This window comes from Methanosaeta sp. UBA458, from assembly GCF_002496085.1.
GTDB lineage: Archaea > Halobacteriota > Methanosarcinia > Methanotrichales > Methanotrichaceae > Methanothrix > Methanothrix soehngenii.
In genome coordinates this window covers 1-8,955 of record NZ_DAIK01000125.1, presented here as the reverse complement: position 1 = coordinate 8,955, position 8,955 = coordinate 1, and the positions used below count along the sequence as shown (strand labels likewise).

The 8,955-nt window shown below is 52.1% G+C and carries 11 protein-coding genes; 3 read left to right on the top strand and 8 right to left on the bottom strand.

Annotation, left to right across the window (positions count from 1 at the left end; all coding sequences use genetic code 11):
* Positions 1–96: 96 nt before the first annotated feature.
* The 3 genes from BP822_RS09105 to BP822_RS09095 form a co-directional block, all read right to left on the bottom strand.
* Complete coding sequence (locus BP822_RS09105; RefSeq protein ID WP_013718223.1) at positions 97–882, bottom strand: tetratricopeptide repeat protein; 786 nt, start codon at positions 880–882, stop codon at positions 97–99.
* Positions 883–1,337: 455 nt separating this feature from the next.
* Positions 1,338–1,577: a hypothetical protein gene (locus tag BP822_RS09100; protein WP_162144981.1), complete on the bottom strand. Its 240-nt coding sequence runs from the start codon at positions 1,575–1,577 to the stop codon at positions 1,338–1,340.
* Positions 1,546–1,698: a hypothetical protein gene (locus BP822_RS09095; RefSeq protein WP_157863610.1), complete on the bottom strand. Its 153-nt coding sequence runs from the start codon at positions 1,696–1,698 to the stop codon at positions 1,546–1,548. The genes BP822_RS09100 and BP822_RS09095 overlap by 32 nt, the downstream gene beginning before the upstream one ends.
* Before the next feature lie 231 nt (positions 1,699–1,929).
* On the opposite strand from BP822_RS09095, the gene BP822_RS09090 reads away from it, so the two are divergent.
* Positions 1,930–3,024, top strand: coding sequence for a right-handed parallel beta-helix repeat-containing protein (locus tag BP822_RS09090; protein WP_276619902.1), 1,095 nt, complete (start codon positions 1,930–1,932; stop codon positions 3,022–3,024).
* A gap of 92 nt (positions 3,025–3,116) precedes the next feature.
* Here the strand turns inward: BP822_RS09090 and BP822_RS09085 are convergent, their stop codons facing one another.
* On the bottom strand, positions 3,117–3,617 hold the full coding sequence (locus BP822_RS09085) for a GNAT family N-acetyltransferase (RefSeq protein WP_276619900.1): 501 nt from the start codon (positions 3,615–3,617) through the stop codon (positions 3,117–3,119).
* A 150-nt stretch (positions 3,618–3,767) separates the two neighbouring features.
* On the bottom strand, positions 3,768–5,633 hold the full coding sequence (locus tag BP822_RS09080) for an alpha-amylase family glycosyl hydrolase (RefSeq protein WP_273270902.1): 1,866 nt from the start codon (positions 5,631–5,633) through the stop codon (positions 3,768–3,770).
* A gap of 110 nt (positions 5,634–5,743) precedes the next feature.
* Between BP822_RS09080 and BP822_RS09075 the strand changes: the two genes are divergently transcribed.
* Together BP822_RS09075 and trxA are read left to right on the top strand one after the other, a co-directional pair.
* Positions 5,744–6,322: a DUF1638 domain-containing protein gene (locus BP822_RS09075; RefSeq protein WP_013718229.1), complete on the top strand. Its 579-nt coding sequence runs from the start codon at positions 5,744–5,746 to the stop codon at positions 6,320–6,322.
* Between the two features lie 2 nt (positions 6,323–6,324).
* Positions 6,325–6,732, top strand: a complete 408-nt coding sequence (gene trxA / locus BP822_RS09070) for a thioredoxin (protein ID WP_273270903.1) — start codon at positions 6,325–6,327, stop codon at positions 6,730–6,732.
* Positions 6,733–6,791: 59 nt separating this feature from the next.
* On the opposite strand, the gene BP822_RS09065 is transcribed toward trxA, so the two are convergent.
* From BP822_RS09065 to BP822_RS09055, 3 genes are all read right to left on the bottom strand, one after another.
* Entirely contained in the window at positions 6,792–7,289 is a 498-nt protein-coding gene (locus BP822_RS09065; protein ID WP_286878170.1) for a hypothetical protein, read from the bottom strand.
* Positions 7,290–7,299: 10 nt separating this feature from the next.
* A complete protein-coding gene (locus BP822_RS09060; RefSeq protein ID WP_286878169.1) occupies positions 7,300–8,409 on the bottom strand; it encodes a hypothetical protein in 1,110 nt (369 codons plus the stop codon).
* A gap of 150 nt (positions 8,410–8,559) precedes the next feature.
* A partial coding sequence (locus tag BP822_RS09055) for a site-2 protease family protein (RefSeq protein ID WP_286878168.1) occupies positions 8,560–8,955 on the bottom strand: 396 nt, incomplete at its 5' end.

Here is an 8,955-nt window from a genome sequence, read left to right as displayed (position 1 = left end):
TCGCAACTCCCCCGGACTCGCAATCCGGGAGACCTCTCTAAAGGATGGGGACTTCCCGAGTTGGCCTATCGAGATGCATCGATTGCCGTTCTTGACTCAACTGGAATACCCCAGCTCTTTCGCTCTGGTATAGGCAACATCTGCCTCTTCGTCCCGACCCTGAGCCTTGAGGGCTTCGCCACGGTTGTACCAGGCGTCGGCAAGATCGGAATCGAGCTGGATCGCCCTGTCCAGTGCCTCCAAAGACTCATCATACCTTTCCAGTCGCCAGAGAAGTTCGCCCCGATTGCTCCAGGCAGCAGGATAGTCTGGCATCAGCCTTATGACCTCATCGACTGCAGTTATGGCCTCCTGGTAATCGCCCTGTTCATAAAGAATATCAGCTTTAAGGGACCAGGCAATAGTACTATCCGGCTCCAGCCTTATGGCCTCTTCAATCGCAGTGAGGGCCTCATCGTACTCTCCCTGAAAATAGAGAGCAGATCCCTTAAGGCTCCAGATCGAGCCATTCTCCGGCTCCAGACCTATGGCCTGGTCAAGAGCGACAATCGCCTCATCATATTCCCCCAGCTCATGGAGTGCGCCGCCTTTATAGCTCCAGGCACTAGCAAGCTCTGGGTCTATCCTTATGACTTCATCAAAGGCCTGTATAGCTTCCTCGTATCTTCTCTGATTGATGAGTGCTGTGCCCTTATTGCTCCATGCCACGGGATTCTCTGGATCCAGCCGGAGGGCTTCATCGTATGCCTCAATGGCCTCTTCGTAATCCCCCTGGCTAAAGAGCTCATTGCCTCTTTCCAGCCATTCCTCTGCATTCTCTTGACAGGTTGACGGCGCCGCTATCGCTATTATAAGAATGAATAAGGGATAAATCAGTTTCATGATGGTCTTATACGCGCTCGAAAGAGATATGATTATCGGACTTGAGAGGGTATTGTGCATTGTCAGGTTATGATTCGGGGCCACTTTCGAAAATCCAGTTATTGGGATTTCTGGTTGCGGAGCCCTTAATGATCGTAGTATCCCCTGCATTTATCTGATGGTGGGTGGCCTCGATCTGGCGCTGGGGTGAGATAGTTCCAATAACTATGGCGCCTAAGATTGCACATGTTCATGTTTTCAATATCAATATCAATCCCTCAATCCACCCCTTCATAGCTTGTCTAGCTGTCATCATGCTTTGGAATGCTCATCGGATCGTTCTCAGATTGAAAGGGCCTGCGGCAAAATCTTATTTATTTTCTTTCTCAGCTCCTCATTGGCTTCGCCCAATTTCCTTTCCACCATGATTCTCTTGACAATAGTGATCCAATGGACCTTAACCACAGAAGGATATATTAGACCCCCCTAATGCTCATAGGAGTGCCCAGCGAGATCACAATATCGCAAAGGCTTGGGTTGGCGGGAACTTTGCTTGATATGTATGCTACAGTGAGTTGCCTCACATCGATATCATGATACAAAACCAGCGAAGGCCGGAGCTTGTCATTAACCAGATCTGAATAGGAAAGAGGTGCTAAGACTATATCACCTTTTTTAAAATCCTCATTCATACGCTGGCTCATCTTCCAGTACATCGGTAAGCGAAAGAGCTGCTATCTCCATCAAGCCTTCTACAATCTCCTCATCGGTCTTCTCAACATCAGACTCGTAGGGAATGGGTCGCTTTCGGTCTTTGCGTTCCAGACTCTCAAGCATATGTATAGTTTTCGTCTCATGCTATTTAAGACTTGATCATCAATGCCAACGATAGTAGACATGTCGCCAAGCAAGGATTTCAGAGCAGCCTACAATTCGAACTATGACGTCTCGATCCTCTGCATGGAAATGGTGCTTCCTGCGATATCTTGTCGTGTTTTCCTTCCAGATCAGCTGCAACCCCCTGTCCAGAGGAAAAATTTCTTATTCCCTGCCGTCTAGATAACATCGATGATAAAGAAGGTTTTTTGCTCTGGTATCAAGAGGTCGGGGGAGATTGTATCTCTCATCCTGATTCTCTTCCTGATATGCGGATCGGCTCTGGCGGCCACCATCACCGTCCAACCTGGGGAACGCATTCAGGAGGCCATCGATCAGGCCCGCACAGGCGACATCATCGAGGTTATGAGCGGCACCTACCAGGGAACCCTGGATATTAAAAAGGAGGTTGCCCTGATGGGCATCGACTCTGGAGAGGGCATGCCGGTAATAGACGCCGGATCTATCCTCGGATCGGTGTTCATGACCGCAAACAACAGCCAGATAAGCGGATTTAGAATAGTGAACCCGAATGGAGACGGGATTGACGTCACCTCCAGCCACAACACGATCAGCAATAACACCATAGAGGCATGTGGAGCTGCAATCTACCTCATGGTCTCAGATAAAAATAAGATCGTCAACAACAATGCCTCCGTCCGCTGCCAGGGGGTGATGGGCCTTCTCTCCAGCGACGGCATCATGCTGGCCCACTCGGACGAGAACATCATCGAGGGCAACACTGCATCCGGCGCATCCATGGGCATATACCTCTACTATTCCCACAACAACACCATCCTCAATAACGCCGCCCTGAGCAACGATCATGGAATCGCCATCAAGGGCTCAAGAGATAACATCATTCAGGAGAACCGGGCCATTGGCAGCAAAGAGGAGGGAATCGGCCTTCTCAATGGCTGCTCGGGAAATACAGTGACAAATAACAATGTGACAGGCAACTCAATCGGGATCTACCTGCGCGAATCAAACCAAAACACAATCTATCTGAACGACTTTATAGATAACCTCCAGAATGCCCTGTCCTCTGATTCAGAGAACATCTGGCACTCTCCTGAACAGATCAGCTACTCATCTGCAGGCAAGAGCTACACCGGCCTATTGGGAAACTACTGGTCTGACTATAAGGGTAATGACTCGGATGGCAACGGCCTGGGCGATGCCAGCCACAGCTTTGAGTATGATGGCCAGGATGACCATCCACTGATGACTCCCAGTAGCGATCTGATCAAGCCCAAGATGACCCATAAGGGCATGATAATAGGTTAGCCTGAGCAATGGATGGAGATGGAGCGACGAATCTCTTTTTTTGCTGCCCAGGCCGTTTCTCCATCCTTTCTCCAAGCAGGCCAGAAAGGTGCCTACAATGGCAGCTCGTACTTGACCTCGGTTACCGTGCTCCCCCAGATCTCATGAGTCAGCCTCTCCCTTTGAACAAATCCCACCGATCGATAGAGATTTGCTGCTATGTAAAGGGTCTCCACCGTCCAGAGGAAGATCGATTCATACCCAGAGATGCGGCTGAAATCCAGGGCCTCTTCCACCAGCCACTTGCCGATTCCTCGCCCCCGGATCTCCGGCTCCAGGAGAAGCCAGCGAAGCTGAGCCTCCTCCTCTGTGCGCTTGACTATGGCCACCGAGCCCGCGATCCGATCACCCTCCTCCAGGATCCATATCTTCTCCCGGCTGGATTTGGACTGGGCAAACTCCGCCAAAGGCACAGCCACATAAACCTCAAACGTATGGTCCCAGCCCTGCTCGAGAGCATGGAAGATGCCGTGCATGTATATGATATATCCGATATCCCCTGGATGGAGGTCATGCCTCATGCCGAGGGATGGATCGGGAAAGGGCTTATTCATTGTATCGGGGGCTAATACTCAGCTTCGCATAAATAATGTCCGGGGATCCCTCCCTCCGATTCATCCAGGCTGCTGATCCATTCCGGCCTCATATCGTCCGAGCCGTGTCGGCCCAGGGTGTGATCAACCTGTCTACCAGGCGAGTGATCTTCATTCACCGCCCTCGACGGTCCAGATCCTCCCGTAGTTGCTGGGGATGCAGATCTCTAGCCACTCCCCTGCCCCTGCCCTGAAGCTGTCCTCCCCATGAATCTCCTCATAGTAATCGCCTCCCAGCGGGAAGGAGAAGTATGCCTTCTGATCGCTATCTGTGAAGTTAAGGGCCACCAGGCTGAAAGCGTCACCTGCCCGCCGGGAGAAGAGCAGCAGTCCTCGGGACTGGTATCTCTCAGGATCATCATAAAACCAGTGCTCCCCCCTCAGGAACTGCGCCTTCCGTCTCAGCTTCATCAGCCTTCTGGTCAGCCAGATGGTCCTCTTTCCAATGGGATCGTAGAAGTAGTCCCACCTCATCGGCCGGAAAATCACCACCCTCCCCATGCCGCTCTCCGGGAGGAAGTAGTTCTCGCACAGCTCCTGGCCCTGCCAGATCAGGGGAATCCCCCTGGCAGTCATGATCGCTATCAGATAGGGCTGGACCTTGTACCAATACCTTCTGTCCCCCTCCTTCAGTAGATCGTTGTCATCCCTGCTGATGGTGCAGAAGTTGCAGACGAACCGGTAGTGGTCGTGGTTCTCAATATACTGCAGGGCGCTCTTCTGGATGGTGTCCTCATTGATCTTCTCCTTCGCTGGATAGCCGACAAGGCCCAGCCGATGGCCAAGATAGGTCAGACGGCCCGCTAATTCACTGGCTTCGGCTCGGGCCACGGCAATGGCAGCATCAAAGGTCTGGTTCTGCCAGGTGCTGCTGCTGTAGGTCTTATCCAGCACCTCCACCGGCTCCTCCAGCTGCTCTGCACACTGGATAAGGTGGATCTCATCCCCCTCGAAGAACCTCTGCCAATGGTCCTGAGATCCTCTCATTCCAAAGACCAGCTTGTAGGTCTGATAGACCAGATTGGCATAACCCAGGCCCGTGGGTCCGTCCCAGTAGTTGGGAACGCAGTCGTACCTGAACCCATCCACGTGATAGGTGCTCAGCCAGTGGTGATTGACCGTATAGAAGAAGTCCCGGGTTAGGGCTCGATTGAAGTCGGTGCTCTCTCCGAAGAGGTCTTTGGCGAAGGACCCCAGAAACGGATTCTCCCCAAAGCCCATCTCTCGGTAGAGGTAGGAGTAGGGAAATAGGCTGTCCGTATGGCCGTAGACCATATCCAGGATCACAGCTATCCCTTTTTGATGGGCGGAGTCGATCAGCCTCTGCATATCTCTTCTTTTGCCAAACCTCTCGTCCACCCCGAAGTAGCCGATGGGCAGAAATCCCCAGTCTGTGGTGTTGGATATATTGGTGACCGGCATGATCTCTATGCAGTTGACTCCCAAGTCTTGCAGGTATTCCAGATGGCGGGTGGCAGTCCTCATGTCCCCGCCGAACTCATTGATCATCAGCTCATAGACTATGAGATCCTCTTGCCTGGGAGTCTTCCATAGCTCTTCTTCATCGCTCCAGATATGAGGCTCGTAGCCTAATGTAAAAGCGGAAAGCTTCCCGATGCCAAACTCCCTGGCATAGGGGTCTATGATCCAGTCGATGGGCTCATTATTCCTTCTCTCCAGAAAATAGCGGTATACATATCTTCCCGGCTTGCCCCAGGCGGATTTCTTATGGGGCTTCTCAGAGGCGTCTATCTCCACCTGGCCGTGCCAGTATTCTCCATAATTCGGATCAATAGAGCATTCCATCTCGAAGGTCTTTGCCGGAACATCTTGAAGGAACTGGTCATTCTCATGGATGAGCTTAACCCCGAGCCCAACTCCATCTGAATCCGATACCCAGGGCAAGAATACGCCAAAGTCTGCTCTGCCCTCTGGCGTGCATCTGGCCCCCAACTTTCCCAGTGGCAATAGATTCATGAGGCTCTGACACTTGCACTTGCCATTTATTCTAGATAAAGATTATGAATGATTAATGCAGTATCGAGGATCACAGATTTATCCTATAGATGATATAGAACGCTCCAGCCATGTACACAATCATCGCCTGCGGCATCTTCAAGGATGAGATCGAGAGATTGAGAGCCGATCTCGGATTTCCCTTTAAAGCTCGCTACCTGGGCCCTGGCCTGCATGTTGATTTCGACGAGCTTAAGGATGCCCTGGAAGAGGAGTTGAAGAGAGCTTCATCGGATGGCAGCCAGGGGATTATAGTGGCTTATGGACAGTGCCATCCCAAGATGGATGCGATCCTGAAACCCTACCATGCCGCCTTAATGGATTGTCAGAACTGTGTGGATGCCTTCATATCCCGCCAGGCCGTAGAGAAGAAGGCACGCGAGGGCCTCTTCTTCTACCTCTCCCCAGGCTGGCTGGATGCCTGGAAGGATATATTCAAGCGATTGGGCTGGGATCCGGAGATAGCACGCCTGCATATGGGCTCATTCAAGGGTTCGGTTTATATCGATACTATGAAAGATGCTCAGGAGAGGGAAGAGGAGCTCTTGGAGTTCTTCGATTTCACCAACCTTCCCTTCACCATCATGCCCATGGAGCTGGACCACTTCAAATCACTGATCATCAAAGCTATAAAGAGCTTGGAGGATTGAGCTTGGACGAGCTGGAAGAGATTAAGAAAAAGAAAATGGAGAAGATGATGAGCGAGATTAACAAACCCCATGAGCCAACCATAGAACAACCTGGAAAGCCGATCATAATCACAGATGCAACCGTTGATGCCGCTTCAAACCAGTACCCTCTCCTGATCCTGGACTGCTGGGCGGAGTGGTGCGGCCCCTGCCGCATGATCGGCCCGATCATCGAGGAGCTGGCTGCAGAGATGAAGGGACGGGTGGTCTTTGGCAAGTTGAATGTGGATGAGAATCCTCAGACCGCCAATAGGTTCAGGATCTCGGCGATACCCACCCTGATGATCTTCAAGGATGGAAAGCTCATCGATAAGCTTGTGGGCGCCTATCCCAAGCCCTCGCTGGTGGCAAAGATTCAAAAGTACCTCTGAAGGTCTCTTTTGATTCGTCTTTTTTTTGCATGAATGCGATTGCTCAGATCCTTTGGCCCCTAAGGTATGCTGCTGGAAAGCATGACCAGTGGATATCCGGAAATGCTGTAGACCTCTCTGGTGGAGAGATTATCCGGAGTTATATATGAGGGCTTGGTTCTCATGTACTGATTCTGGATGAAGAACGGGGTGTAGATATCTGAATTGAATTTGAATTTCGATACCGATCCCTGCCGCTGGCTGAGGTTGAGTTCGGATTTCGTCTCAAGGCCAATCTTGATGCCAGCTGTTCGGCGGCTGCTCTTCCATCCCAAAACCTTTGGGGCCTTTGTGCTCTCGCTTCCAGCACGCAGGACCTTGCCTTCTACGGCGGCATTCCTGGTCTCATTCGATATGATGCTTCCTTGGGCGTTCAATGTAGTATTGGATGTCATATTCGCGGTGATATTTGCGGTCGTATTCTCGTTGCCCTTCGGCACTTCCCCCGCACAAGCCAGGGGTACGACCGCAGCCATTATGGTCAGGGCGCTCACCAGGCAGAAGACAGCATGTACCATGTAGCATCCTCTAATTCATCAATTGGCTCTGTCTTCTCATTCTTCGGAAGAGGATTATGGCCAGCATTGCCACTCCAGCGAGACCGGCTGGAAGGCCTGAGCTCTTTGTCTCATCCGCATTGCTTCTCACTACTATCGGCTTGGCCTCGATGATGTTCTCCTGCAGGTCTACTATGCTGCCATCCTGCCCGATCAGGGCGGTTTGTAGCTGATAGACCCCCGGCTCGAGGGTAGAATTCCAGGTGATCTCCACCGTCTCATCATCCCCGGAGAGAAGGACTGGGGTCTTCTTCTCAGTGATATTGAGCACCTCTCCCCCACCAGAGAGGGTGAACCTGAGGAGCCCCTCAAAAGGAACCCGGGAGTCGCCCATGACGGTGGCGCTTGCCCCTGTCTCATCCTGATAGGTCTCAGTTATCTGAGCATCCTCAATCGCCACAAATGGGTTCATAAAGGCCCTGGTCTGATTGTGGTTCAGCTCCACGATCTTGACCCGGCCCTCATATGTCTGGCCGTTCTCCAGTATGGGCTTCCATTTGTAGTCCTTTTCAACGGCCATGGACATGAGCCCAGAGATGGGCACTGCCCTCTCCCGGGTTACATATAGCGCTCGATCTCCCTGAACCAGCATGTAATAGATGTCCACAATGGTAGGATCGCTGGCGCTTATCGCCAGGTGAAGGCCCCGGGAATCGGAACGAAAATCGCGCACATCAAACCTTACCGGCTCAACTCCGCCATAATAGAACCGGTAGCATCTCCGGGACTGCACCGCACCATCCTTTATCTCGCCCGCATCATCGCTTCTGTTGTCCTTCGTCCCATCATCTCGCAGAGTTGCGCAGACCGAATAGCTTCCCTTATCGACTTTGAGATTTGGCCAGCGCACTACATAGGTGCCGGGGCCATCGATATCCAGTTTTCTGCTATTCAGAACCTTGTTGTCCTGGGTCAGATCCATCTGAAGAATCCCTTCTCCTCCTCCCACCAGTGTGATATCGGCGGAGTCGATATTGGAGTAGAGGCTAAAGATCTCTATGGACTGAGCGGTTGCGGCCAGGGCCATCAGTAAGGCTAATGCCGCGAGATGGCGGATAGAACAGATAGAGCATATTTTCATGGGACGAAACCTGCCTGGCAACCTGTCATTTCTGAATGGGTTTAAAACTAACGTATCGAAGTGAGGGAATGAGGCCGGCGCGGCAGAAGGCAGAAAGCTCAAGAGAGCTCTGCCAACAACGGCCAACGGGCTGCTCCAAACCTCCCGTTATCAGATCGATATACTATGGGTAAACGGCGCGATGATGCTTATTAGCAGGCTGGTCAAGATCACCCAGGTGAAAATGGCGACTGCCGTTCTGGTGAGCTTCTCCGCCTTCTCGGGCGGAACCAGCCGCTCAAAGCCCGTCTGCACCAGATCTCTGAAGATATGACCTCCATCCAGGGGACCGGCAGGAAGGCAATTGAAGAGGCCGGCATAAAGGTTGATCCAGCCTATCCAGAGGAGGAGGTTCGCTATCCAAAAGAACCTCTCACCCAGGGGCTCCGCCCAACCAACCGGTTCGTAGACCGCAGTCAGCCAACCGCTGAATCCCGGAAATCCCTTCTGGGTGAATCCGGGAATTCCTGAAAAGGGCAGGTTGAGCATGTAGGCGAAACCCTCTAA